General features: G+C 43.7%; 25 protein-coding genes and 1 other annotated feature. Of the genes, 10 read left to right on the forward strand and 15 right to left on the reverse strand.

Annotated features, from left to right (window positions below; genetic code table 11):
- Positions 1-23 precede the first annotated feature (23 nt).
- Complete coding sequence (locus DS742_RS10945; protein ID WP_117417043.1) at positions 24-518, reverse strand: MarR family winged helix-turn-helix transcriptional regulator; 495 nt, start codon at positions 516-518, stop codon at positions 24-26.
- A gap of 276 nt (positions 519-794) precedes the next feature.
- Between DS742_RS10945 and DS742_RS10950 the strand changes: the two genes are divergently transcribed.
- Together DS742_RS10950 and DS742_RS10955 are read left to right on the forward strand one after the other, a co-directional pair.
- Entirely contained in the window at positions 795-2,129 is a 1,335-nt protein-coding gene (locus tag DS742_RS10950; RefSeq protein ID WP_170313428.1) for an esterase/lipase family protein, read from the forward strand.
- Between the two features lie 25 nt (positions 2,130-2,154).
- Complete coding sequence (locus DS742_RS10955; protein WP_117417045.1) at positions 2,155-3,117, forward strand: aromatic acid exporter family protein; 963 nt, start codon at positions 2,155-2,157, stop codon at positions 3,115-3,117.
- A gap of 2 nt (positions 3,118-3,119) precedes the next feature.
- On the opposite strand, the gene queF is transcribed toward DS742_RS10955, so the two are convergent.
- The 12 genes from queF to DS742_RS11015 form a co-directional block, all read right to left on the reverse strand.
- Positions 3,120-3,617 carry a preQ(1) synthase gene (gene queF, locus DS742_RS10960; protein ID WP_117417046.1) on the reverse strand — a complete coding sequence of 166 codons (498 nt, stop codon included), beginning with the start codon at positions 3,615-3,617 and terminating at the stop codon, positions 3,120-3,122.
- 2 nt (positions 3,618-3,619) lie between these two features.
- Complete coding sequence (gene queC, locus DS742_RS10965; protein ID WP_117417047.1) at positions 3,620-4,309, reverse strand: 7-cyano-7-deazaguanine synthase QueC; 690 nt, start codon at positions 4,307-4,309, stop codon at positions 3,620-3,622.
- Between the two features lie 33 nt (positions 4,310-4,342).
- Entirely contained in the window at positions 4,343-4,909 is a 567-nt protein-coding gene (folE, locus tag DS742_RS10970) for a GTP cyclohydrolase I FolE (RefSeq protein ID WP_117417048.1), read from the reverse strand.
- Positions 4,910-4,929: 20 nt separating this feature from the next.
- Positions 4,930-5,598, reverse strand: coding sequence for a putative 7-carboxy-7-deazaguanine synthase QueE (gene queE, locus DS742_RS10975; protein ID WP_170313429.1), 669 nt, complete (start codon positions 5,596-5,598; stop codon positions 4,930-4,932).
- Entirely contained in the window at positions 5,591-6,022 is a 432-nt protein-coding gene (locus DS742_RS10980; protein ID WP_117417050.1) for a 6-pyruvoyl trahydropterin synthase family protein, read from the reverse strand. The genes queE and DS742_RS10980 overlap by 8 nt, the downstream gene beginning before the upstream one ends.
- Before the next feature lie 257 nt (positions 6,023-6,279).
- Positions 6,280-6,423, reverse strand: coding sequence for a BBE domain-containing protein (locus DS742_RS30000; protein ID WP_117417118.1), 144 nt, complete (start codon positions 6,421-6,423; stop codon positions 6,280-6,282).
- The gene (locus DS742_RS10990) at positions 6,420-7,796 is read right to left on the reverse strand and encodes a 6-phospho-beta-glucosidase (RefSeq protein WP_117417051.1); all 1,377 of its coding nucleotides are present in this window, start codon (positions 7,794-7,796) and stop codon (positions 6,420-6,422) included. Before DS742_RS10990 ends, DS742_RS30000 begins: the two co-directional genes overlap by 4 nt.
- A 126-nt stretch (positions 7,797-7,922) precedes the next feature.
- Positions 7,923-8,675 carry a MurR/RpiR family transcriptional regulator gene (locus tag DS742_RS10995; RefSeq protein ID WP_117417052.1) on the reverse strand — a complete coding sequence of 251 codons (753 nt, stop codon included), beginning with the start codon at positions 8,673-8,675 and terminating at the stop codon, positions 7,923-7,925.
- A 21-nt stretch (positions 8,676-8,696) separates the two neighbouring features.
- Positions 8,697-9,638, reverse strand: a complete 942-nt coding sequence (gene mmuM, locus DS742_RS11000; protein WP_117417053.1) for a homocysteine S-methyltransferase — start codon at positions 9,636-9,638, stop codon at positions 8,697-8,699.
- A complete protein-coding gene (locus tag DS742_RS11005) occupies positions 9,639-11,057 on the reverse strand; it encodes an alanine/glycine:cation symporter family protein (RefSeq protein ID WP_117417054.1) in 1,419 nt (472 codons plus the stop codon).
- 176 nt (positions 11,058-11,233) lie between these two features.
- Entirely contained in the window at positions 11,234-11,803 is a 570-nt protein-coding gene (locus tag DS742_RS11010; protein ID WP_117417055.1) for an N-acetylmuramoyl-L-alanine amidase family protein, read from the reverse strand.
- A gap of 96 nt (positions 11,804-11,899) precedes the next feature.
- Entirely contained in the window at positions 11,900-12,754 is an 855-nt protein-coding gene (locus tag DS742_RS11015) for an MBL fold metallo-hydrolase (protein WP_242996447.1), read from the reverse strand.
- A gap of 378 nt (positions 12,755-13,132) precedes the next feature.
- Between DS742_RS11015 and DS742_RS11025 the strand changes: the two genes are divergently transcribed.
- From DS742_RS11025 to DS742_RS11060, 8 genes are all read left to right on the forward strand, one after another.
- Positions 13,133-13,888 carry an AIM24 family protein gene (locus DS742_RS11025; protein WP_117417057.1) on the forward strand — a complete coding sequence of 252 codons (756 nt, stop codon included), beginning with the start codon at positions 13,133-13,135 and terminating at the stop codon, positions 13,886-13,888.
- Positions 13,889-14,111: 223 nt separating this feature from the next.
- Positions 14,112-14,825: a response regulator transcription factor gene (locus tag DS742_RS11030; RefSeq protein WP_117417058.1), complete on the forward strand. Its 714-nt coding sequence runs from the start codon at positions 14,112-14,114 to the stop codon at positions 14,823-14,825.
- Positions 14,815-16,146, forward strand: coding sequence for a HAMP domain-containing sensor histidine kinase (locus tag DS742_RS11035; RefSeq protein ID WP_117417059.1), 1,332 nt, complete (start codon positions 14,815-14,817; stop codon positions 16,144-16,146). Before DS742_RS11030 ends, DS742_RS11035 begins: the two co-directional genes overlap by 11 nt.
- A complete protein-coding gene (locus DS742_RS11040) occupies positions 16,146-17,654 on the forward strand; it encodes an amino acid adenylation domain-containing protein (RefSeq protein WP_117417060.1) in 1,509 nt (502 codons plus the stop codon). Before DS742_RS11035 ends, DS742_RS11040 begins: the two co-directional genes overlap by 1 nt.
- Positions 17,651-18,847, forward strand: a complete 1,197-nt coding sequence (locus DS742_RS11045; protein WP_242996448.1) for a diaminopimelate decarboxylase family protein — start codon at positions 17,651-17,653, stop codon at positions 18,845-18,847. The genes DS742_RS11040 and DS742_RS11045 overlap by 4 nt, the downstream gene beginning before the upstream one ends.
- A complete protein-coding gene (locus DS742_RS11050; RefSeq protein WP_117417061.1) occupies positions 18,848-19,075 on the forward strand; it encodes a phosphopantetheine-binding protein in 228 nt (75 codons plus the stop codon). It begins immediately after the preceding gene.
- Positions 19,076-19,078: 3 nt separating this feature from the next.
- Positions 19,079-20,662: an MBOAT family O-acyltransferase gene (locus DS742_RS11055; RefSeq protein WP_117417062.1), complete on the forward strand. Its 1,584-nt coding sequence runs from the start codon at positions 19,079-19,081 to the stop codon at positions 20,660-20,662.
- Positions 20,663-20,673: 11 nt separating this feature from the next.
- Complete coding sequence (locus tag DS742_RS11060) at positions 20,674-21,645, forward strand: hypothetical protein (protein WP_117417063.1); 972 nt, start codon at positions 20,674-20,676, stop codon at positions 21,643-21,645.
- A 47-nt stretch (positions 21,646-21,692) separates the two neighbouring features.
- On the opposite strand, the gene DS742_RS11065 is transcribed toward DS742_RS11060, so the two are convergent.
- Entirely contained in the window at positions 21,693-22,910 is a 1,218-nt protein-coding gene (locus DS742_RS11065; protein ID WP_117417064.1) for an aminotransferase class I/II-fold pyridoxal phosphate-dependent enzyme, read from the reverse strand.
- Between the two features lie 54 nt (positions 22,911-22,964).
- Positions 22,965-23,202: a binding site (T-box leader), on the reverse strand.
- Between the two features lie 37 nt (positions 23,203-23,239).
- A complete protein-coding gene (locus DS742_RS11070) occupies positions 23,240-23,782 on the reverse strand; it encodes a PadR family transcriptional regulator (RefSeq protein WP_117417065.1) in 543 nt (180 codons plus the stop codon).
- Between the last annotated feature and the right edge of the window lie 105 nt (positions 23,783-23,887).

Below are 23,887 nucleotides of genomic sequence, written 5' to 3' on the forward strand. Positions count from 1 at the left end.
TCAGTTTCCTCTTTTCTGTTTCATCAATCTGTCGTTTTATTACTTTCTTCCGTCATATCATTCACTTCTTTTTCCATCTGATCAACAAAACGGCTCCATAATACCATCAGCTGTTCCATCTCATCCATCCCCATGCCATCAACTACCCTGCTCACCAGCAGATTCACTTTTTCCAGACACTGCTTTCTGACTAAATCCCCTTTCTCAGTAAGCATGACATAGATATTTCTTCGGTTTTCAGGATCGATTTTTCTTAAAATCAGTCCCCGCTTTTCTAAGGAATTTAAGGTCCGTGATGCAGAAGACAAGACGATATCCATGTTTTTTGCAAGCACTGATACATAAATGCCTTTGTGCTCCTTATCCCCTTTTGTGGCTTCGTAAATCTGCTGGATCGCATACAGTTCAAGGCGGGTCAGCCCCTGGGACAGGAAAATTTTATCGATTTTTCTTCCCTTCCCCATCATGACTACCAGATGTGTTTTTACCTTTTTTATATACTTTTCTTTTTCATCCATTAACTTTTTATCCCCTTACGAATACTTAACATGGTTAACTTTTATCAACGTTCATCATTCTACTCCACTGCCGTTCCCGTGTCAATATATAAATTTTTTCCTATCATTTTTTTAACACCTGGTTCCAAAAAAGGTCCAGACCTTAAAGGGCTGAACCGCTCAGATTATTTCCGGAAAAATTTTTCTCACTGTGGACTTAAATTGTCAGAAAAAATATGGTATGATCGTACAAAACAAACCATATGCAATGTTACAAATGAAAAAGGAGGGCGTGTCTTGACCCTGATAAAACGTATAATCCGTTATTTTTTTCTCATGCTTTTATTTAATTTCCCCCTGATTTCTCCCCTGTTGCCAGACACACAGGTCCGTGTTTTATCCTGTACCGGCCTGATGCTTTTTTATCTCTGCTATCATTTTGTGCCCGTAAAAGTCAATTGCAAAGGGCGAAGGCTTAAAATCCTGCAGGGGGGCGGCGAACTGATGAATGCTGCCATCGTATGCTTTTTTCTTGAACTGGCGGTTTATGGATACATCTTAATCTTTTACAAAATGGCACCGCCCCTGCTCCTTGTTATAAACGGCATCGTCTGCGCCGTATTCCTTTATCTTCTCCTTATAAACGGAATTATCCGGATCTTCACCTGTTCGGGGCAGCTGGGGCTTTTTAACCGAATGGCCCTTTTGCTTTTCTGGTGGGTTCCGGGAGTTAATCTCGTACTGCTTCACAGGTTCATTGATATATCACATAAAGAGTATCACTTTACAATGGAGAAACAGCAGTATTATGAGAAACGGAAAGAGGAAGAATTATGCAAAACAAAATATCCCATACTGATGGTGCACGGGATATTCTTCCGGGACTGGAAAAGCTTTAACTACTGGGGGCGGATTCCAGAAGAACTCATCCGTCACGGAGCTGCCATCTTTTACAGCAATCACCAGTCCTCTGCTTCTGTGGAACAATGCGGGGAAGAGATCGAAGCGTGTATTCTCGACATCGTTAAAAAGACTGGATGCGGGAAAGTTAACATCATTGCTCATTCCAAAGGAGGCCTTGACAGCCGTTACGCAGTCAGCTGCCTTGGAATGGACCAGTATGTGGCCTCCATTACCACCATTAATACTCCTCATGCAGGCTGCCATTATGTATGCCGCATTTTAGACCGCATTTCTCCAGGATTTGCCGGTTTCATCGGTAAAAAATACGAATCCCTGTTTACTCTTCTTGGAGATGACAACCCTGACTTTTTAAGCGGATTAAGGGATTTAACAGACAGGGAATGTGCCCGGCTTAATAAACTCATGAAGGACGCTCCCGGTGTTCTCTGCCAAAGTGCAGGATCACAAATGAAATCTCCGGGAAGTGCCATATTCCCTTTAAATCTTGGTTACATTATAATCCGGCTTCTTGGAGAAGGAAGTAACGATGGCCTGGTATCCACAGACTCCATGGTCTGGGGAAATGATCTTGGCATTTTAAAGCCAAAAGGAAAGCAGGGAATCTCTCATGGAGATGTGATTGATTTGACCCGGAAAAATATAGAAGGTTTCGATGTGATGGGTTTTTATACAGACCTGGTACATAAACTGAAAGAACAGGGATATTAACGGGAATAACCGGAAAGGAGAAACCATGAATAAGGATACAGTTATAAAAAGTTTAAAAATTGCTGTCGCCGCAGTGTTCTCCATCGCAATTGCCGGAGAATTGGGGCTTCGCTATTCCGCTACTGCCGGAATCATCACAGTATTAAGCATTCAGAATACGAAAAAAGAAACCATAAAAAGCGCCCGGAACCGGACACTTGCTTTTGTCTGTGCGCTCTTAATCGCAAGGCTCCTTTTTGGAATCCTTGGCTTCACACTCCCGGCATTTGCCGGATATTTATTTCTCTTTGCACTTTTGTGCTTTTCTGCTGACTGGGGAGAAGCCATTGCCATGGATTCCGTTCTCATCACTCATTTTCTCACTGAACGCACCATGGATGCCGCTCTGATTGCCAATGAGGCAGCTCTCTTTTTCATTGGCACAACCGTTGGGATTTTAGTAAATCTGCATTTGCGGCGAAGGAAAAATGAGTTTAAACGACTTTCTGATGAAGTGGATACACGGATAAAAGATACCATAAGCCAAATGTCCTGTTTCCTTCATTCCGAAGACAAAACCAGCTGCAGACCGGCGGATCTTCTGTCCTTGCAAAAGGCACTCAGAGCCGCCAAAGCCTGTGCTTTAACCAATTACAACAATGCACTGTTTCAAAAAGATACCTACGAAGTTGACTACATTGAAATGCGCAGGCAGCAAAGTCTTCTGCTTTATGAAATTTATGAAAATATAAAATCCATTTCCTGTCTGCCAAAGGAAGCTATGGAAGTTTCTTTGCTTCTAATAAGAATTGAGCAGGGTTATCACAGAAACAACACGGTAGAGGGACTGTTAAAGGATTTAAATCTGCTGCTGCTGGAGTTAAAGGACCATGCGCTTCCATTAAGCAGAGAAGAATTTGAGGCAAGAGCCATACTTTTTTACATTTTAAAACAGCTGCACAGACTTCTTTTAATCAAGCGGGAATTTATTTTAAATCACAGCAGTTGATGCTACCGGTTATCCACGCGTTCCGGATAAAGATCGTGGGCCGAAAGCCTCTCCCATGCCACTTGTTCCCACCTGGTTTCCGGCTTCCCATAGTTGCAGTAGGGATCGATGGAGATGCCGCCTCTGGGAGTAAATTTCCCCCAGACTTCAATATATTTGGGATCCATGAGATCAATTAAATCTTTCATGATCACATTCATACAGTCCTCATGGAAATCCCCGTGATTTCTGAAGCTGTATAAATAAAGCTTTAAAGACTTGCTTTCTACCATGCGTTCACCAGGAACGTAGGAAATCGTAATAAACGCAAAATCCGGCTGCCCGGTAATCGGACAAAGACTGGTAAATTCCGGGCAGTTGAATTTTACAAAATAATCATGATCCGGATGCCTGTTTAAAAAAGTTTCCAGTACTCCCGGATTATAGTCTGTTTCATATACAGTGCCCTGACTCCCCAGATGAGTCAGCCCCTCTGTTTCTTTCGACGTTCTTCCTGCCATGTCTATACCCCTTTCTTAAGTGCCGGATCTGCAACCCCGTTTTTTGCAAAGGCTTCTGCGCGGTCAATGCAGGTGCCGCACTTGCCGCATGGTTCCGTTCCGCCTTCATAGCAGCTCCAGGTCAGTTCATAAGGTACATGAAGCATCAGTCCCCGTTCCACAACCTCTGCCTTGGTCCACAACACAAAGGGAGCTTTTATGGTAAGCTGATTGCCGCTTCCGATGTAAATAGCCCGGCTCATTGCTTCCTGAAAAGAATTGCTGCAGTCCGGATAGGCGTTTCCCGCCGCATCATCGCTGTGCGCTCCGTAATAGATTACGCTGCAGCCTTTTGACAGCGCAATGCTGGCTGCAGAAGAGAGGAACAGTCCGTTGCGGAACGGAACGTAGGTGGATACCGGTTTTCCTTCGCTGCTCTCAAGCTGCTTTGCATAGCTTTCCCTTGGGATTTCCTGATTGGACCGGGTTAATAAGGAACAGTCACTGTAAGCAAATATTCTGCTTAAATCAAGGCTCATAAATTCCACCTCATAGTAATCTGCGATTTTTTTTGCAGCCTCCAGCTCCTTCTCATGCTTTTGTCCATAGGAAATGGACAGTGTGCAGACATTCTTATTTCCATATTCTTCTATCGCCATTCCAAGGCAGGTGGCGCTGTCTACGCCTCCGCTTAATAATACCAGTGCTTTCATCTTTCTCTCCGTTTCTTTTTTCTTCTATAAAATTTAAATCCGCAGTTCCGGCTCCGAACGGAAACGGCCCCTTAAGGTTACCGTTTTGGTCCTGGCCGATGAACTTCTGATTCCTCTTGCCGTCATGCAGCTGTGGCTGCCCTCAATTACTACTTCTATGTCCTCTGAACCGGTAACTTCTGCCATAATTTCTGCAATATCAGAACCAATTCTCTCCTGAAGCTGAAGCCGTCTGGCCGCCATATCCGCAATCCTTGCAATTTTGCTCAGCCCGATCACTTTCCCGTTTGGAATATAAGCGACTGTGACTTTCATATCGTACATCAGTGCCATATGATGTTCACAGTAACTGAACACTTCCATGTCCCTTACTACCACCATATCTTCTCCCATGCCTGTTATATCCATATCCTCTTCAAATGTTTTTCCAAACATCAGCGCAATTTCATGATTGGTATACCCAATCCCTTCAAAAACTTCCCCGAACATTTTAGCAACCCGCGCCGGCGTGTCCTTTAAGCCTTCCCTGTCCGGATCTTCTCCCAGCGCCTTTAATATGCCTCTCACATGAGTCTGGATTGCAGCTGTATCAATTGCCATGGTACGTTCCTCCCTTCCTTCTAAACGCCAACCGCATCGGATCCCCAGATGATCTTATGCATCTGAAGCTGAAGAGTCACATCATTTAACCGGTTCTGTTTCATAAAATCCACAGTATCAGACAGGGAAAGTCTGCCAAATACCGTGCTAAAATAGATATGGCACCGGCCGGAGAGCTTATAACTGTTTATCATTTCCACTGCCCGTTCCAGATCTTTTCTGCTTCCTGCTACAAATTTAACCGTATCCTTCTGTTTTAAAAAGTCGAAATTAGACAGCTGCATTGCAGCCTCCATACCGCTTTCCGGAAGCTTATAATCCATGGTAAAGGTAAGGGCATTTGTCTCACGCTGGTAATTGGAAAGGTCTGCACTTCCATTTGTTTCAATCTCCACCCTAAGTTCCTCATCCAGCAAAAGAAGGGAAAGAAGATCACCGATACCTGGTTGAATCAGCGGCTCTCCTCCGGTGAGAGTTACATTTTTTATACCTGTCTTTTTTATATATTCATAAATATCAAGTTCACTCATCGTTCTTGCGTTTGCCCCGGGATCCTTTGCCCAGGCAGTATCGCAGTAAGAGCAGGAAAGGTTGCATCCATAAAAACGGATAAATACAGCCAGCTGGCCTGCGTATACCCCCTCTCCGTTAATGCTTACAAACGTTTCCGCCACATTATATTCAGCCATGACTATCCTCCCCATAAGAAGCACTGTTTGCAGGAGTCTCATACACCCTGGCAGATTTCACGTTATAGCCCTTTTCACTCATTTTTTCATAGAAATATCTGGAAAATCCTTCTGCTGTAGGGCGGAAATTCACCTCAACCAGTAAAAAGCCCTCTTCCTTAAGCGCAAGTAATGTTTCGGGCCTTAGCGAACCTTTTTCCAGGATCAGGGAATGGTCTAAATAATCTGTTTCTTCTTTTAAATCCTCTTTCAGCCTGGAAAAATCAACGATCATCCCCTGTGTCTGCCCTTCTTTTTGAAGTGACGGACTTTGAATTTCTATCACGACTCTCCACCTGTGGCCGTGGATATTTTTGCATTTTCCTTCATAGCCCTTTAAGAAATGGGCCGAATCAAAGCTTTGTTCAGTTTCCAAGTAATACATGGGGTCCTTTGTCCTTTCGAATTTCGGAGGCCGGATTTAAGTTTGCCGGATTGTCGCAAAAAAGCAGGCATATGACTATGCCTGCTTTCTCTATCTGCACGAAAAAAAAGTTATATTAACTGCGATAACTTTTTATTTCCAACAATATTAAAATCAGCCCTAGTTTTGTTTATAGACAGGATGGTACTAATGAACTGTCTTCTACGCGGTAAAAGTATAACACCGTTTTTGCTGTGCGTCAAGGCAAGAGATGCCTTTTACCGGACAGCCCGCGGAAAACTGAATACATGGACAGGATCATACCGGCTCTCTGTGTGCTTTAATCTGCATACATTCCCGCCGTAATACTCCTTCTCATAATCAGTTCTAATAACAGGGAACGATGACCAACAGATGATTATCTGCTCTCTGCCTCCAGCTGCGCAATCTTTTCCTGAAACTGAGGAAGGTGCTTCTTGTGAGCCACCAGCAGTTCATCAAGAATGGTTCCTGCTATCTTACCGCTTGGCACCAGCGGATTTAATGTAAATGCCTGCAGGGCAGTTCCGTAATCACCGGTAACTGCTGCTTTTATGGTAGTCAGTTCCATATCCTTCATCAGCTGAAGCAAGCCTCTGGTGGAGGAATCAAAGCCGCCCCATGAGATGGGAACAGGACCGCCTGCCGTGATAATACTGCTGACTTCAACAACCACATCATCCGGCAGATCGGAGATGGCACCGTTATTTCTGGTACTTACAACCATGGTTGTCTTCTTATCGTTATAAATGGAGGCAATCAGCTCACAGGCAGCATCAGAATAGAATGCGCCGCCCCGCTTTTCAAGCTGAACCGGTTTTATATTTAAGTCAGGATCCTTATAAAGCTCAAAAAGCTCTGCTTCCGTCTTCTTTACAAGCTCTGCTCTGGTTTCCCCTTTGGCAAACGCCTCCAGTTCTTCCTTCAGCATATCATCCGTAATATAGTAGTACCGGTGATACATACATGGAATGATTCCCAGATCCCGGATCTGGTCTGGTAAAAAAGCGATATTGGGAATATTTTGTACACCGGAGCTTTTCAATCCCTGCATGGCATTCTTAAGACCATCCGGCTTTGTGTATACGGACTCAAGAACCTCTCCTGTTTTTTCCACTCCCTCACGATTCCACACTCTGTGCCAGTGGAAATGGTTTAAGCCGCCGAAACGGAAAAACAAATCCTCTTCCTTTTCCTTTAAGGCTCCTGCTGCAATCTTTCTGCACATAATCGGTACATTGCACAGTCCCACTACCTTATTCCATTTGCCGTAACGCATGACTGCTTCCGTTACCATACCGGATGGGTTTGTGAAGTTTACAAGCCACGCGTCGGGGCAAAGCTCCTTCATATCCTCCACAATTTCCAGAATTACAGGGACTGTACGGAACGCCTTAAACATACCGCCTGCACCGTTGGTTTCCTGTCCGATCACTCCATGCGATAAAGGAATCCGTTCATCCTTAATCCGTGCGTCCAAAAGTCCTACCCGAAACTGGGTGGAAACAAAATCAGCATCCTTTAAAGCTTCTCTCCGGTCCAGAGTTAAATGTACTTCCCAGTCAAGACCTGCCGCTTTCACCATACGCTTTGCCAGATTACCGACAATTTCCAGCTTCTCTCTTCCTTCCTCAATATCCACCAGCCAGATCTCCCCGATGGGAAGCTGATCCTTCCGTTTGATAAAACCTTCTATTAATTCCGGGGTATAGCTGGACCCGCCTCCAATGGTTACTATTTTAATTTTCCCTTTCATATGCTTACCTCCTGTTATTTGATAAAAAAAGCATACTCCAAAAATCTTTGAAAGGGAACAAATCCGCCTTCTTTGGTAACAAGCATGGTTGTTTTGGCATTTGTTCCATAAAAAAAACAGGGTGTTTCATCCCTGTTTCTTTTCCATGGTCAGCCTTGCCAGGGCTTCCACAATATAAACTGCCGGAATCTGAGAGGTAATATCCACCTTCATCTCTTCCATTTCTTTTCTCTCTTTTTGAATGTAGTAGGAAATGTTGTAATCTGAGATTCTCGCCAGTGTGCTGTTCCTGCTGTTTGTAATAGATACCAGTGTGCTGCTGCTTTCCTTCAAAATAGAGGAATTTTCTATGATAATATTGGTCTCACCTTCCACAGACAGAACAATAATAATACTTTCCTCCGGAAATTCCAGATTAATCGGAAACATGGGACCGTTAATCCCCGTGGAAAAGATTCCGATATTGCAGAAATAACGGCTTGCGTACTCAGCCATAATTCCCGAATTACCGGTACCAATGAATATAATCTGCCGTTTACCTGCAATCACTCCGGCGATTGTTTCCAGCTGTTTTTGAAAGGCCTCCGTATTGACCCGTTCGAAAAAATCCGTGATGGAAGATAAATCAAATCTTTTTTTCACAGACCCTTTCTTTTCCTTCTCCAGCTTAAACCGCACCTTAAATTCAGAAAATCCGCTGCACATGGCCTTTCTGCAGAACCGGGTGATGGTAGTGGTGGACACATGGGCTTCCTTCGCCACCTCCCGGATTGTCATATACGGTATCTTCTCACTGTTTTTTAATATATAGTTGTAAACCTCGTAGTCCAGTTCCCCAAATTGTTCCATCACCTGACGGGAAAACAATGTCATTGCCATTCACCTCTTAAAAATCCTGTTTCATCTGTATTTCTGATACCAGGTAAAAATCTCGTGTATATCCTCCGGCGTGGTACGGCAGCACCCTCCGATTAAACCTGCACCAGCCTCATACCAATTCGCTGCCCACTGGCCATACAGACCCGGTTCCTTCACCCCATGCCATTTCTTACAGCAGGCATCATAAGTTTCCCCGCTGTTGGGATAAGCAACAATGGGTAGGGGCGTATGTAATTTATATGTTCTAATAATTTCCGTCACCAGATTGGGCTGTGTGCAGTTAACACCAACCGCCTTTAAATGTTTCAATCCCCCTAAAGCCTTTACACACGCTTCAATGGTATCTCCACCATTAATCTGACTGCTGTTCTTAAATGAAAAGCTGATATAATAATCGGCGTCTAACTGCTCCATCACTCTGGCGCAGACAACAGCCTCATAAAGACAGGGAAATGTCTCCAGCGCAAACATTTCCGCCCCTGCTTCTTTTAAAATCTCCATCCTGTCTCTGTGAAATTCTTCCAGTTCCTTCTCTGATACCTGGTAATTTCCGGTGTATTCAGAGCCATCTGCCAGATAGGCCCCGTAAGGTCCGATGGAGCCCACTGCAAGAGGCAGACATCTGCCGGTGCTTTTTCCCTCTTCCTCCCACCAGCGGCTTCTGGTTTCAAGAAGAAGTTCCATGGAACGGGCGATAAAATCCTTTGCCTCCCGCTCTGAATAGCCTTTCTTTAAAAATCCGGCAATGCTTGCCTGATAGCTGGCTGAGGTTCCTGCATCTGCTCCGTTTTTAAAATAGTCATAATGGACTTCACTGATTGCCTGGGGCTGGCTCTCCAGCACTTTCGCGCTCCAAAGCTCATCGTTTAGATCAAGCCCTTTCTTTTCAAGCTCCGTAGCCATGGCCCCGTCCAGTATGATTAAATCCTTCTCTTTTCTTATTTCATCAAAACTTGTCCTCATCTAATCTTCTCCTCCCTTTACAATCACCGGCGGCGGATTTTCTCCCCGGTTTTCAGCCGGAATAAACCGGTACCAGAAATCATCGAACAGCCTGAAAATTTCTTTCTGTTTTGCATAAATAAAGATCAGTGTAATAACCACATAAGATGCCGTCAGGATATCGGTAAATGCCCATAAAACATCGGCTTTTATATTATAAAAGATCAGGCACGGAATCAGATAGTAAACCATATAAACCGGCATGGCAAGTTTATTAAGCCTTGTATCTCCCAGTGCATAGTTTACTGATTTTTCGCAGGCATAATACATTCCGATAATGGTTGTCCAGGCGAAAACAGCGATTGCCAGAGAAATCATCACCCCTCCGCCGCTTCCGTACGCCTGCTTAAAAGCAATGGTGGTAAGGGCTCCGGAGGTGGCATCTGCCGTAATATAGGAATCTGTGGAAAGTATGGAAAATGCAGTGATGCTGCAGATCACAATGGTATCCAGAAAGATCTCTCCCCAGCCCCAGGAAGACTGTCTCACCGGATGGTCGGTCTTTGCAGAGGCATGAGCGATAATCCCGTAACCGGTTCCTGCATCATTGGAATAAAGCCCTCTCGCCACACCGTACTGAATGGCATCCCGGACAGTCGCTCCGGCAAATCCCCCTGCTGCTGCAGTGGGAGTAAAGGCTGAACGAAAGATCAGCAGAATGATTTCAGGAACCCTCTGGTAATTTAAAATGACAATGCCGATACCAGCCATAACATAAAAAACAGCCATAACAGGAATTACCTTTTCCATAAAAAGGGATATCCTCTTTAAACCTCCGGCAATCGTGACAAAGCAGGTGATGCCAATGAGTAAAACAGTGATCCAGGGGGCGATTCCCAGCCCTTCCTTCATGGAGCTTGTGACGGCCTCCGTCTGGACACAGCAGGTCCATGGTCCGAATACCAGACAGAATACGGCTAATATGACAGCTCCCTTATTCCAGCCAAATGCATTCTTCATAACGAAGGAACGGTCGCAGACATATTCATCCATGGATTTCTCATATTTCTGTCGGTACCGCTGACCGATTATGATTTCACTCGCCTTTATGGACATTCCAAAAAAGGCAGAAACCCACATCCAGAACAGCGCTCCCGGACCGCCGCTGACAATGGCAGTTGCCACACCGCTGATATTGCCTGTACCGATGGTGTTGGCAAGTGCCGTACATGCGGCCGCAAAGCCGGATACTGTCCCCTCCCCCTCTGATTTGTGAAACATCTTTCCGTAAGTGTTTTTAAAATGAAAAAGCACTTTTCTCTGGTAAATGAAACGGAAACGAACCGTTAAATAGATCCCGGTGCCCACCAGGATAAGAATCATTGGCAGTCCCCAGATCAGATCATCCAGCCGGTATAAAAAATCTGACAGTGGCTTCATGCTGATGGATCCTCTCTTATCTTTTGTTTATTTTTCATTCCTTGCTAATAGATATTATAAGTCACAGGCTGCAGATTCAGCAACCTGTTTTGTATTTTCTCAGGATTTTGCACACAAAAAATGCTTTCTTTGAAGTTTTTACCTCAAAGAAAGCACAATTCACCGGCAGTTTAACTTTAAGCAAAACCAAAGTACCGGAGAAGTCCCAGATAAATTCCGTAAGCGAATCCATACTGGTCATTACGCAGTTTTTCCGCATCGGAATAATTGCTTAAATATCCCAGTTCTACCAAGTTGGCAGGCATATCCGCATTCCTGAGCACATATAAGGAAGGGTTTTCCCGGATTCCATTGTTCCTGGTTCCAACCATATCATTAATTCCGCCCATGATCTGTTCCGCCAGCCACTGCGCCTGGGTGAAATACTGATAAATGTATACTTCCGTTCCATTAATCTCAGGATTAGGATTTAAATTACAGTGTATGCTGATAAAATAATTTGCCGGCCACTGGTTCGCCATGGCAACTCTGGCCGCCAGGCTGGTGGTATTGTTGGTACCCAGAACCGTATCCGGCTCTGGTCTTGAGACTCTTGCCTCAAACCGCGGATCACTGTTTAAGAGGTTTCGAAGATAAAGTCCTACCTGAAAATTAATTTCTGATTCCTGTAATCCATTGGCCTCTGCACCGCTGTTAAAATATCCGCTGGGATTATGACCCTGATCAATAAATATTTTAATTGCCATTTCGCATTTCCTTTCCTGCTTCACTATAATAAATATATTCCCAGTTCCGGTAAATGCTACATAATTTGGACTTTTTTGTATATTTTTGAATATATTTTATTGATCCGGGCGTGTATAAAGCACCCTTTCTCCATGCCTTCCCAGCCAGTATGGCAAGCCTGGATATTTAGCAGTTATATAATCCTCAAAACGGTCAGGATCTTCCTGATTACCGGAAAACATCTCATAATGGCCGGGAACTGCAAGGCCCGGTTTTATTGCACCGGCCAGATCCACCGCCTCCTGATAAGTCATATTCCCAATGATATTGGAGCGGTAGCGCTCCCCATCCCTTCCATTAATGGGAAGAAACATCACATCCATATCTCCAAAACTTCTTAATTTGCTGTAAAGCCCCTCATAAATGCAGGTATCTCCCGAATGGTACAGCCTTACTCCCATTCCTTCCAGCACCACTCCTGTGTAAGGGTATTGGCCGGTAACCGGATCCTGATCCAGAAACTCGTGGGCAGAGGCAGTCCCTGTTGCCTGTATTCCACGTTTGAGAATCAGGGTTTTTCCATCATTAAGTCCCAGAAAGCGGCTCTCATCAATCTGCAGCTCCGTACCTAGGGAAGGAATCAGCTTTTCAGGCACAAGAAAGGTGGCTTTTTGTGAACTGAGGGAAAGCTGATGCCAGACGTTGCGGTCAATGTGGTCAGAATGGTCATGAGTTCCGATTATGTAATCTGCGTTGGTTATTTCTCCCGGATCAAATAGCGGCGCAATTCGTCTGTCAGGACGTTCTGAGAGAAATGCATCAATATAGAATGTGACAGCACCCAGTTTCACCGCATATCCCAGCTGCCCCAGCCACCAGAATGCAGCCTGTCCCTTTTCTGGTACTGTCTCATTCATTTCTGCTATTAAGTCCTTCCCGCTTTTCGCGGTTTCCATGTACTGCTGTTTCATATTAAATCCGCCTTTCCGGTTAAATTTTACTTACAGGATGTATCATATCACAGATTTTTCCAGATGCAATCAGGAATAATGAAAATAAGGATTGTCTCTTTCTTATGCCGGAAAATACCGGGCTGCATCAGACAGCCCGGCAATGCTATGTGCATGCTGGAGGAAAATTTCCGGCTTTCTTGCAAAAGCCTATGTCAGCATATTCTTAAACTTTGCTATATTAATAGTTCTGAAATACCTCTCTTATTTTATCTTATGTATTATAGCTTTTCCCCGTGATGAAAAAGGCAGTTTTTTTATACTCTTTTTTTCATTATTCTTATCAAGAATGCCATATCTGACGACAAACTAAACAGAAATAATAAAAGGAGACGATATATGATAACCTACAATAATCTTTACGACAACGGGAATATGCTTAAAATTGGCGAACGCGGATGTGTGAAAGTGTTTGAACATCAAAAAGATTTAAGTGTGAACTCCGCTTCTGCCATAACTTCCTACTACGCATCAAAAATGAATATACGCAAAAGACAGGTTCTGATTGAACTCAATGGCAATTCCTTCACTGTCCAGGCTGGTGCCATGCAGTGGACTTCCGGTTCCGTTTCCATGACTTCCGGAATTAAGGGAGTGGGCGATTTTCTCGGTAAGGCACTTGCTTCCAAAGTGACAAAAGAATCCTCTGCAAAACCGGAATTTAAGGGCAGCGGTCTTCTGATGCTGGAGCCAACCTACAAGCATATTCTGCTGGAAGAGATTTCCGACTGGGGAAGCATGGTGCTGGAAGACGGATTATTCCTCGCCTGTGATTCCAACATCAAGCAGAATGTGGTTGCCAGAACCACACTGACCTCCGCAGTTGCCGGAAAAGAAGGTTTATTCAATTTATGCCTGACCGGACAGGGAATCGCAGTGCTGGAAAGCCCCGTTCCAAGAGAAGAACTGATTGAGTTTGATTTAAAGGACGACGAAGTTAAAATTGACGGAAATATGGCGATTGCCTGGTCCAACTCCTTAAAATTTACGGTAGAGCGTTCCTCCAAATCCCTGATCGGTTCCGCAGTCTCAGGAGAAGGTCTGGTAAATGTATACCGGGGTACCGGCAAAATTCTTATGGCACCAGTGGAGTAATATCCCGAATCTTTTATATGAATGAAGCAGAAACCGGACATGCCCTGTGATGAATGGCATATCCGGTTTTTTTCTTTTTGAAATCTAAAAATATTCAAACACAATTACGGAAATAATGTCTCACTATTTCTTAATAATTCTTAATTCAGCCTATATTGCCTTGTTATTGCGTCTATAAGTGCTATAATTCACATGATCAAAACAATCAAGGAGGCATCTGTCCATGAGTTCCATGCAACAGATTTTAGTGGTGGATGATGACGCAGATATCAGGGAAGTAATCCGTATACAGCTGGAGAACAAAGGGTATCTCGTTTTGGAGGCCGCTAACGGAAGCGATGCGGTGAATACAGTCAGAAAAAATCCCGATATCGACCTGATTATACTGGATATCATGATGCCAGGCATGTCCGGGATTGAGGCATGTGCACAAATCAGAACCTTTCATTCCGCTCCGGTTTTATTTTTAACTGCGAAGTCAAAAGAAACCGACAAAAAAGATGCCTATGAAAACGGCGGAGATGATTATCTGGTGAAACCATTTTCCCAGGCAGAGCTTTTTATGAAAATACAGTCCCTGTTAAGAAGATATGTTGTCTATAAGGGAAAGGCAGAATCCGGGGTAAATCTCTCGGAAGTTCATGTTCAGGATATCGTTATTGATACTGTAAACCACTGGGTATACCGGGAAAATCAGAAAATAGAGCTGACCGATACGGAATATCTGGTTTTAATGTATCTGGTTAAAAATAAGGGGAACGCAAAAGATGCCCAGGCTATTTACGAGGGAGTATGGAATGAAAAATTTCTTCCTTCCTCTACCAATACAATCATGGTTCATATTTTAAAGCTGAGAAAGAAACTGGAACTGGATTTTAACAATCCTTTAATCATCCGCACTGTCTGGGGAAAGGGATATCAGATTGATGAAGGGTAAAATATTTTCATCACTGCGTTATAAGCAGGTATTTGTACTCCTGTTCGGAGCATTCATAAGCTTCGCCATGTATCTGATTGTAGGAACTGTGGGAGAATACCTGGTTTCAAAGAAACACATGGATGAAGACTCGGTGCGAAACCGGTTAAACAGCTACCAGAATTCCTTTGAAAATTATGTACGGAAAAACAAGATTTCCGTGAAGGATGTACGGGCTATATCAAGATGGGTGAAGAGCCATAAATATGTGTATCTCACCATATATAACGGGGACGAAATTCTTTATGAATCGGGATTCTGGAATGATTCCTACTCTTCCTATGAAACGGCTGCAACCATTGTGGACGGCTGTACCCAGCAGGAACGGGATATTACCTTTTCAGACGGCACATTCTCCGTATCCATCATTGATTCTTCCCAGATCAAATGGCTTGACTTAGTACTGTACTGTTCCTGGATTATATTCTTTATTATATTTTTCATTATTATAATCCTTTATAACCGAAGGATCATTGACCGCATCGTCCTTCTGTCAAAAGAAGTGTCACTCATTGAGAAAGGGGACTTAGAGCAGCCCATTTATCATAAAGGAAACGATGAAATCTCACTTTTAGCTAAAAATGCGGACAATATGAGGCATTCCATAATCACCAGATATAAAAGTGAAAAAGATGCATGGGAAGCAAACAGCGAGCTAATCACCTCCATGTCCCACGATATCCGCACACCATTAACTTCCTTAATCGGATATCTGGAAATTCTGGATTCCAAAGACTACCGTTCAGAGGAACAGCTGGAGAAATACATTAAAAGCTGCAGGGAAAAGTCCATTCAGCTGAAGGATTTGTCTGATAAGCTGTTTCAGTACTTTCTTGTATTCGGTAAGGATACCATCTTAATGGAGATGGAAATTTTTGATGCAAGAATTCTGCTTCAGCAGCTTTTAAGTGAACACGTTTTTAATTTAAACAGCCTTGGTTTTGAAGTACAGACGGAATTTATGGATGAACCATGCACCATTAAAATTGATATCCAGTATTTGAAACGTCTCTTTGACAACCTGTTTTCCAATGTAAGAAAATACGCCGGTCACGGCTCTCCCGTTGTCGTCAGGGGGGCCAGGGAAGGGGACTTTTTAATCATCAGCATTACCAATGAAATCCGTACCGATCTGGTCTTTCAGGAAAGCACCAATATCGGACTGAAAACATGCAGAAAAATTGCCGAGCAGATGGACGGGAATTTTGAAATTCTCACTACGGAAACTCTCTTTACCGCCCGCGCCACATTTCCTATAACATCGGCAGGAAAGGAATCTTAATCATGAATAATATATTAGAATATCTGGAATGTTCTGCAAACGAATTTCCGGACAAAACGGCCATTATTGATCCGGATGACAGCTGCACCTATAAGGAGCTGTATGACCGTGCCCGACAGATCGGAAGCTTTTTAACAGAGCATACAAAAGCAGGAAGACCGGTTGTGGTATTCATGGATAAGTGTGTGGAAGCACTGACCTCATTTATGGGGATTGTTTATGCAGGCTGTTTTTATACAGTTATAAATCCGGACCAGCCCGCTGCCAGAATCAGCCAGATCCTTGATGTCTTAAAGACAGACTGTATTATCTCACTTGGAGATTCTGACGATAAGCTTAAGGAACTTTCTTTTAAAGGAACCATCTTTGACTACCGGAAGCTTCTTTCTTCTCCCATAAACACGGACCGTCTGAAAGCTGTCCGGGAAAAGTCCCTGGATATCCAGCCATTGTATTGTAACTTTACTTCCGGTTCTACCGGAGTTCCCAAAGGGGTGCTGGTGAGCCACCGGTCCGTTATCGACTTTATGGAATATTTCCCGTCCATGTTCGAGATTACGAAGGATGATGTCCTGGGCAATCAGGCTCCTCTGGATTTTGATGTATCGGTAAAAGACATCTATTCTGCCTTTAAAACCGGTGCATCCATTGTTCTCATACCGAAAAAATATTTTTCCATTCCCACCATGCTTTTGGACTGTCTTTGCAGCTATCAGGTGACCACACTGATCTGGGCTGTTTCGGCGCTGTGCATGGTCACTCAGCTGAGGGGATTTACTTATAAAGTACCAGACCGCGTCAATAAGGTTTTATTCAGCGGGGAAGCCATGCCGGCAAGCCATCTGGCGCTCTGGCAGAAGAACCTTCCCCATGCGAAGTTTGTAAATCTTTACGGTCCCACAGAGATTACCTGCAACTGTACCTATTACCCGGTTTTAAGAGTATTCGAACCGGAAGAAAAAATTCCCATTGGAAAACCATTTCCCAATGAAAACGTATTTCTTCTTGGAACCGGTGACAAGCTCATCTCAGCCGAAGGGGAAACCGGAGAAATCTGCGTATCAGGTACCGCTCTCGCCCTTGGATATTATAACAATCCGGAGCAGACAAAAAAGGCGTTTGTTCAAAATCCGTTAAATAATCTCTATCCTGAGACCATTTACCGGACCGGAGACCTTGCTTTTTATAACAGCCGGAGAGAATTGTGTTTCGCTGGGCGCAGGGATTTTCAGATTAAACACATGGGACACCGGATTGAACTGGAAGAGATCGAGCTGATCTTAAACAGTTATCCGGAAATTGACCGGGCCTGCTGTGCGTTTGACAGTGTAAAAAACCGCCTTGCTGCATTTTACAGCGGGGATTTAGATAAAAAGGAACTGCTTAAGCGTATGCGGGAGACGCTGCCGTCTTACATGATTCCCAGCCTTTGCATTCCTGTACTTCACATCCCCGTTACTGCAAACGGTAAGATGGACAGAAAAAAATTATTGGAGATGTGTCTATGAAACAAGAATTGAACGATATAAAAATGAAAACTGCATTTGAAACATATCAAACACCATTCTATCTTTTTGATACAGACATTCTGACCAGCCGGATCGCGGACATACGGTCAGCGCTTCCGCCGCGAACACAATTGTGCTTTGCCATGAAAGCCAATCCCTTTTTAGTAAAGGACATGGAGAAGCATGTGGATTATTTTGAGGTATGCTCACCGGGAGAATTTCACATCTGTGAAAGAGCGGGAATTGATAAAAAACGGATTGTGATGTCAGGCGTACATAAGAAACAGGAAGATATGGAGTACGCCATTACCAGATATTCAGACAGCATTATTTTTACCGTGGAATCTTTTGAGCACTGGAAGATCCTTACCTCCTGTGCTATTAGAGAAAAAAGAAATATCCGGGTCCTTTTGCGCCTTACCAGCGGAAACCAGTTTGGAATGGATGAACCGTCCATACGCAGGATCATCTCCGGGGGGCCTTATGAATATGTAGAAATCTCAGGCATCCAGTACTTTTCCGGCACCCAGAAAAAATCAGGAGCGAAACTTGAGGGCGAACTTAAGATGCTGGACCAGCTTTGCGCTGATTTACAAAAGCAGTATCAGTTTACGGTTCAAAAGCTGGAATACGGTCCGGGGCTTCCGGTGTGTTATTTTGAAGGAGAAACGGATGAGGAAGAGGCTATGCTTCTTGCCCTGTCAAGTGCCATTGAAAGTCTGACCTTCAAAGGACAGGTGACACTTGAAATGGGGCGATTTATCGCTGCATCCTGCGGATTTTATGCAACAAGCGTGGTAGACTTAAAAACCAACAATGGCCAGTCTTACTGTATCGTTGACGGAGGCATACACCAGCTGAACTATTATGGTCAGATGCTGGCTATGAAAAAGCCATTTATTACCCATTACGGAAGGCAGGACGGGGAAGCCGCAGAGTGGACCGTATGTGGTTCTCTCTGCACTTCCAGTGATGTTCTGGTAAGGCAGTATCCGTTTCATGCTTTGGAACAGGGCGACAGGCTTGTATTTCAGAAGACAGGTGCTTACTCTGTCACAGAAGGGATGGCGATGTTTTTAAGCCGTGATCTTCCTTTGGTACTTCTATATTCAGAAAATGAGCAGTACCGGGTTGCAAGACCGGCTCTTGCAACAGACCAGTTTCATTTTTTCACTCAGAAAGGAGATAAATAAATGAATGAATTATTAGCAATTTTAAACGAAATTAACCCGGGGATTGATTATGAAAAAGAGACAGGGCTGATCGACAACGCTCTTTTAGATTCCTTTTCCATTCTCTCACTGATTCCTGAGCTGGAGGATGCCTTTGGTATTACTATTACACCGGCAGATATGATTCCTGTTAACTTTAATTCAGCAGATGCGCTATGGAGCATGATCAACCGGCTGAAAGAGGAATAAGCTATGACCTATACGTCTATCCTTTACCTCATCATCTTTCTTCCCGGTGTCATACTACTTTATCAGCTGGCACCGGTGCGCCACCGGTATAAGGTTTTACTGGGAGCCAGCTGGCTTTTTTTTCTTTCCCTCAGCGGAACGCTTATTGTGTATCTGCTGATCTCCACGCTTTCCGTTCATCATATCGGGCTGTGGCTTTCTTCCTGTAAGAAAGAACTTGATTTAACGGGCGCATCCCCGGAAGAGAAAAAGGCTTTAAAAGCAGCCTGCGCCGGAAAAAGGCGGAGAATCCTCTGGTTTGGTATGGGAATCCAGCTTGGCATGCTGGTAGTACTGAAATATTCCGGATTTTTCAGCGATAACATCAATCATATATTAAAGGCAGTATCTTATCCAAACCTGCTGCCTGCCATGAGATTTGCCCTTCCCATCGGGATTTCATTTTATACCTTACAGGCCGTCTCTTATCTGGCAGACGTATATTTTGAAAAAATTCCCGCTGACGACCACCTGGGCAGACTGGCTTTATATCTGACCTTCTTTCCCATATTGATGGAAGGACCCATATGCCGCTACTCTCAGACCGCATGCGCTCTCACAGCGGGAAAACCCCTGGAATATAAAAACGTGACCTACGGGTTTCAGAGAATTTTATGGGGACTGTTTAAGAAGCTTGTCATTGCAGACCGGCTGAATCTGCTTGTTGAAACAGTCTTTGGATCTTATAACCAGTACGGAGGCATTATTGTAATTGTCAGTGCCATCCTTTATACCTTTCAGCTTTACGCGGATTTCTCCGGCTGTATTGACATGACAATCGGAACCGGTGAAATCTTTGGAATCTCCATACCGGAAAACTTCCGGCAGCCATTTTTTTCAAAAAACCCTTCCGAATTCTGGAGGCGGTGGCATATTACTCTTGGTACCTGGCTGAAGGACTATATCTTTTATCCCATTTCCCTGACTGCTCCGGTAAAGAAGTTCGGGAAAAATTCCAGAGCAAAATTAGGAAAGCACCTGGGACAGGTGGCTGCCACTTCTCCCGCACTATTTGGAGTATGGATCTGCAATGGCTTCTGGCATGGCACCGGCTGGCATTATCTTTTTTTCGGCATGTATTACTTTGTTCTTATTTTACTGGAAAATATCACGGAACCTTACGTTGTAAAAGCAGCCGAAACACTGAAGATCAACCGCAGCAGCCTGATATACCGTATCTTTCAGTCCGTAAAGCTCCTTATCATTGTCTTTACAGGCGAATTATTTTTCCGGGCTGAAACACTGACAGCTGGATTTTCCATGTTCCGGTCCATATTTACAGGATTTCAGTTCTCCTCCCTGACTGACGGTTCTCTTTTACAGCTGGGGCTGGCTTTACCTGATTATGCAGCCGTATTTTTAGGCTTTCTGGCAGTACTGGCAGTTGGTGTGATCCACGAACGCGGTATTTCCATAAGAGATCAATTATCCGGTTATAAACTTCCGGTTCGATGGAGTCTTTATTATGGAGCGATTTTACTTGTAATCGTCCTCGGTGCATACGGCGACGGATATTTACCGGCAAAACTGATCTATGCCGGATTTTAAGAGGTGACGGAATGCATGCAGGAAACAAAATAAGAACATTTTCCTTTTTCACGGGACTTATCATTCTTTTGTATATCATGTCCTTTCTTTTCCTGCCGGTAAACACCGGGGCAGAGGGACTTTACAAAAAAGCCGGGGGGATCTATAAGGAACCCAAAAATACCATCGGCTACTTATCCATCGGAGACAGTGAATGCAGCACCAGTATCTCTCCCATGGAGATCTGGAATACCTTCGGGTACACAGGCTTTAACTGCGGGGTACCCGGCCAGAGGCTTCAGGATACCTATTATCTTCTGGAAAAGGTATTAAATAAGCAGTCTCCAAAAGTAGTGCTGCTTGAAACCAATGCCTGTTTCCGGGATTTTAAATACATCAATGCCCTGGAAACTGCAATTGATGAAAAAACAAAGAAATTATTTCCTATTTACCAGTACCACAACAACTGGAGATATTTTCATTTCTATATGCTGAAAAATATCAGTGCCGGAAAATCAGAAAAACCGTCACCTGTTTATAAAGGGTATCAGTATAATATCATCAACAAGCCTTATACCGGAGGACCTTATAACATGGAAACAGATGAGGTTTTCGATATACAGGAACAGCCCTTTCTGTATCTGACGAAAATCAATGAACTGTGTAAGGAAAAGGGAATTACTCTGATTTTATACAGCTCTCCCTCCCCCAAATGCTGGACCTACGCAAAACACAATGCTGTAAAGCAGTTTGCTGATAAAAATAACCTTGATTATATCGATTTAAACCTGTCTTTAGACCAGTTATCCATTGACTGGACCACTGATTCCAGAGACGGAGGAGATCATATCAACTATTACGGAGCAAAAAAAGTATCTGCATATATGGGCAGTTACTTATCCGGTTTAAATCTCCTGACAGATCACAGAGAGGATCCCCGGTTTGCTTCCTGGAATACTGAACTTAAAAGCTATCAGACACAGACAAATCAAAATTCAAAGTAAGTAAAAATCCGGCCATGCAGGCAAATCCGCTGCAGGGCCGGTTAATTTTATTCCTGTCTGTAGTAAGATAGAAAATCTTCCAGCCGGCTGCAGGCGGATTTCAGCTGCTCCATTTCCGGTAAATAAACCACCCGGAAATGATCGGGTTTTTCCCAGTGAAAGCCTCCGCCGTGGGTAAGAAGAATCTTTTTATCTCTTAGAAAATCCAGAACAAACTTTTCATCGTCATAAATTCCAAATCGCTTCGTATCGATTTTAGGAAATACATAAAAAGCAGCTTTGGGCTTTGTTGCAGATATTCCCGGGATCTGGTTCAATGCCTGGTATATGTATTCTCTCTGTTCATAGATCCTGCCGCCCGGAACCAGCAGTTTCTTTGTCTCCTCTTCCATCTCAAGGGCAGTTTCAATCACAGACTGGGCGGGAACATTGGAACACAGTCTCATGGAAGACAGCAGATTGATTCCCTCCACATATCCCTTTGCAAAGGATTTATCCCCGCAAAGGCTCATCCAGCCGCAGCGGTATCCTGCGATTAAATGGGATTTGGACAGCCCGTTAAACGTGATGGTCAGAAGGTCCGGTGCAAGAGACGCAATGGAGGTATGGGTCAGTCCGTCAAGCACCAGCCTGTCATAAATCTCATCTGCAAAAATAATGAGTCCGTTTTCCCGGCAGAGCTTAACGATTTCTTCTAACAGCTCTTTGGAATAGAGGGTTCCTGTGGGGTTATTGGGATTAATAACAACAATACCCTTAGTCCTGTCTGTAATCTTGCTCTTAATATCATTGATGTCCGGATACCAGTCTGCAGCTTCATCACAGATATAGTGAACTGCCGTACCGCCCGCCAGAGTTACAGACGCAGTCCAAAGCGGGTAATCCGGAGAGGGAACCAGGATTTCATCACCGGAATCCAAAAGTCCCTGCATGGACAGAGTGATTAATTCACTGACTCCGTTTCCTGTATACACATCCTCTGTTTTCACCCCATGGATTCCTTTTTTCCGGCAATACTTCACAATTGCTTCCCTGGCGGATAATAAGCCTCTGGAATCGGAGTAGCCTTCTGTGTTGGCTAAATTATCATTCATTTTCTTTAAAAGCGCTTCCGGTGCGCGAAAGCCAAATGGAGCCGGATTGCCGATATTCAGTTTTAAAATTTCTAATCCCTGGGCGATCATACGGTTTGCTTCGTCCATAACCGGTCCCCTGATGTCGTAGCATACATAATCCAGTTTTTTTGATTTTTCAAATTTTCTCATAATACATTCCCTCTTTCTTAATTTTGCATAAAAAAAGGCCCCAAGCGTTAAAACGCTTAGGGCGAATATACAATCCGTGTTACCACCTAAATTCAGAGAATTCTCTGCACTCCATACGGTACTGACATACCGCGTCCCTGTAACGTGGGAATCCGTTGAAGCCTACTTGGAGAATCTCTCCGTTGGGTTCAAAGCTCCGAGACTGCTTCCATATACTTCAATAAAGGTTCACACCAGCCACCTTCTCTCTGAAATTCTCCGTATACGTACTATTCCTCTTCATTGCCTTTTCACTATTTCGGAAATGATACCACAGCCGTATGGAAATGTCAATAGTCTTCTTTGCTAAAACCAATACATTCATCAATCCAGGCTATGATATTCTGCTGCCGCATAATTGCACCGCGCAGCACAACAAAATCCCCGAACCTGTCCGAATTACGAGGCGGAACTTCAGAGTACTGTTCAAATCTCTTTTTTAATGTATTTAACCGCTTCACATGCTGCTGCCGCTGATTTTCCAAAAGATGTATTCTCGCTTCCATATCAAGATTACCTGAAAAATACATCCGGAGACGAAATATATCTTTGGGCGTCTTCTGCATCTTTTCATCCTTATTCAGCCACTTATCAAATTCCTTATATCCCTCTTCCGTAATAGTATAACGTTTTGCTTCCAGAATCTCTCCGCTGATTTCAATATCGTAACTGACAAGTCCCTCTTCATTTAACTTTTTGAGTTCCGGGTAGATCTGGCTGTGATTGGCATACCAGAATTCTGCCAGTTCATAATTAAATTCCTTGGCTATTTCATAACCGGTCATAGGATGACGGCATAATAGCCCTAAAATGGCATATTTCAAACTTCTCATTTCATTTTCCCCAATTTTTTTAATTTCTAGATATAACTATAGCAAATATGGAGAATATGTCAATATAACAGTGTTGTATAAAATATTGAAATTTAAAACATGTTT

It is taken from the genome of Lacrimispora amygdalina (genome assembly GCF_003432035.1).
Taxonomy (GTDB): domain Bacteria; phylum Bacillota; class Clostridia; order Lachnospirales; family Lachnospiraceae; genus Lacrimispora; species Lacrimispora amygdalina.

Coding starts and splice junctions, on each gene's coding strand:
- DS742_RS10945 (WP_117417043.1), bottom strand. CDS start 518: ATGGATGAAAAAGAAAAGTATATAAAAAAGGTAAAAACACATCTGGTA.
- DS742_RS10955 (WP_117417045.1), top strand. CDS start 2,155: ATGAATAAGGATACAGTTATAAAAAGTTTAAAAATTGCTGTCGCCGCA.
- queF (WP_117417046.1), bottom strand. CDS start 3,617: ATGGCAGGAAGAACGTCGAAAGAAACAGAGGGGCTGACTCATCTGGGG.
- queC (WP_117417047.1), bottom strand. CDS start 4,309: ATGAAAGCACTGGTATTATTAAGCGGAGGCGTAGACAGCGCCACCTGC.
- folE (WP_117417048.1), bottom strand. CDS start 4,909: ATGGCAATTGATACAGCTGCAATCCAGACTCATGTGAGAGGCATATTA.
- queE (WP_170313429.1), bottom strand. CDS start 5,598: ATGGCTGAATATAATGTGGCGGAAACGTTTGTAAGCATTAACGGAGAG.
- DS742_RS10980 (WP_117417050.1), bottom strand. CDS start 6,022: ATGTATTACTTGGAAACTGAACAAAGCTTTGATTCGGCCCATTTCTTA.
- DS742_RS10990 (WP_117417051.1), bottom strand. CDS start 7,796: ATGAAAGGGAAAATTAAAATAGTAACCATTGGAGGCGGGTCCAGCTAT.
- DS742_RS10995 (WP_117417052.1), bottom strand. CDS start 8,675: ATGGCAATGACATTGTTTTCCCGTCAGGTGATGGAACAATTTGGGGAA.
- mmuM (WP_117417053.1), bottom strand. CDS start 9,638: ATGAGGACAAGTTTTGATGAAATAAGAAAAGAGAAGGATTTAATCATA.
- DS742_RS11005 (WP_117417054.1), bottom strand. CDS start 11,057: ATGAAGCCACTGTCAGATTTTTTATACCGGCTGGATGATCTGATCTGG.
- DS742_RS11010 (WP_117417055.1), bottom strand. CDS start 11,803: ATGGCAATTAAAATATTTATTGATCAGGGTCATAATCCCAGCGGATAT.
- DS742_RS11015 (WP_242996447.1), bottom strand. CDS start 12,754: ATGAAACAGCAGTACATGGAAACCGCGAAAAGCGGGAAGGACTTAATA.
- DS742_RS11025 (WP_117417057.1), top strand. CDS start 13,133: ATGATAACCTACAATAATCTTTACGACAACGGGAATATGCTTAAAATT.
- DS742_RS11030 (WP_117417058.1), top strand. CDS start 14,112: ATGAGTTCCATGCAACAGATTTTAGTGGTGGATGATGACGCAGATATC.
- DS742_RS11035 (WP_117417059.1), top strand. CDS start 14,815: ATGAAGGGTAAAATATTTTCATCACTGCGTTATAAGCAGGTATTTGTA.
- DS742_RS11045 (WP_242996448.1), top strand. CDS start 17,651: ATGAAACAAGAATTGAACGATATAAAAATGAAAACTGCATTTGAAACA.
- DS742_RS11050 (WP_117417061.1), top strand. CDS start 18,848: ATGAATGAATTATTAGCAATTTTAAACGAAATTAACCCGGGGATTGAT.
- DS742_RS11055 (WP_117417062.1), top strand. CDS start 19,079: ATGACCTATACGTCTATCCTTTACCTCATCATCTTTCTTCCCGGTGTC.
- DS742_RS11060 (WP_117417063.1), top strand. CDS start 20,674: ATGCATGCAGGAAACAAAATAAGAACATTTTCCTTTTTCACGGGACTT.
- DS742_RS11065 (WP_117417064.1), bottom strand. CDS start 22,910: ATGAGAAAATTTGAAAAATCAAAAAAACTGGATTATGTATGCTACGAC.
- DS742_RS11070 (WP_117417065.1), bottom strand. CDS start 23,782: ATGAGAAGTTTGAAATATGCCATTTTAGGGCTATTATGCCGTCATCCT.